Source organism: Endozoicomonas sp. Z74 (genome assembly GCF_057680865.1).
Genome location: NZ_JBLYZI010000247.1, coordinates 1 through 1,165 on the forward strand (window position 1 = coordinate 1; position 1,165 = coordinate 1,165).

General features: G+C 46.5%; 1 protein-coding gene. It reads right to left on the minus strand.

The features are described from left to right. Positions 1 to 1,088, minus strand: a protein-coding gene (locus tag ACNRUY_RS26550) for an IS3 family transposase (protein ID WP_488114672.1) whose coding sequence is annotated in 2 segments (ribosomal slippage) — positions 1 to 817 and positions 819 to 1,088 — 1,087 coding nt annotated over the 2 segments. Because the reading frame shifts where the segments join, the coding sequence is not laid out codon by codon here. This gene is flagged as partial in the annotation. Between the last annotated feature and the right edge of the window lie 77 nt (positions 1,089 to 1,165).

A 1,165-nucleotide genomic window follows, 5' to 3' on the forward strand; every position in this document is an offset into this window, starting at 1 on the left:
GTGTTTTATAGTTCAGTGATTGATGTAGCCTTTCAGTATTGTAGAACTGGAAGTATTTTTCCAGCCCTTGGTACAGCTCGGCTACCGTTCTGAATTCGTTTAAATAGAGCCACTCATATTTCACAGAACGCCAAAGTCGTTCAACAAAAATGTTGTCCAGTGCACGCCCTTTGCCATCCATGCTGACTTTGATTTCTCTGTCCATTAGCGGTGCCAAAAAGTCATGACTGGTAAACTGACAGCCTTGGTCAGTGTTGAAAATTTCAGGTTCTGTCAGCTCTAAAGCTTGCTCCAGGGCCTGGATACAAAAATCAGCATCCAGTGTATTCGACAGTTCCCAGCTGATCACATAGCGGCTGTACCAGTCAATGATAGCTACCAGATACATGAACCCCTGAGGCATGGCGCAATACGTTATATCTGTGCTCCAGACCTGATTGGGGCGGTTAATCTCAAGCCCTCTGAGCAGGTAAGGGTAAACCTTGTGCTCCTTGTTTCTCAAACTGGTTCCGGGCTTGGGGGCAACACCTTCTATGCCCATCAATCGCATAAGACGCTGTGTACGCTTCCTGTTGACGCAGTGGCCTTGAGTTTTTAGCCACTCCGTTATCTTGCGGCTGCCGTAAAATGGTGTCTCTGTATATTTTTTGTCAATCAACTCCATCAACAGAAGGTTCTCAGGGCTTTCTTGAGCTGGTTGCCCCTGGTAATAAAGCGAAGAGCGATTGAGACCCAGCAGTTGACACTGACGGCGTACGCTGATTTCCAGATGGTCAAAGTCGATAAGCATACGCAAATGATCAACCGATTGATCCAGATTTTTTTTTCAACCAGTCCAGCTCCATCTTGAGCCGACCGATTTCTTGATATAATGGAGCGGTTAACTCATCAGGATCAATAACCGAAGTCGTGCGGCCAAACAGCTCAGGCACCTGTTTTATCAGCTGGCGTTTCCACTGGCTAATTTGAACAGCTGCCAAGCCATGTTCACTGGCCAACTGGTTGATTGTTTTATCGCCTCTGTAGGCTTCCAAGGCAACCTGAGCTTTGAATTCAGGTGCATGACGCTTCCTTTTTCTGACTGTCATTTTCCCCTCCTTGAAAGGGCATCATACAGTCGAAAAACTTAACTTAGCCAGTGGTCCAGTTTTTGGGGTCCACTATA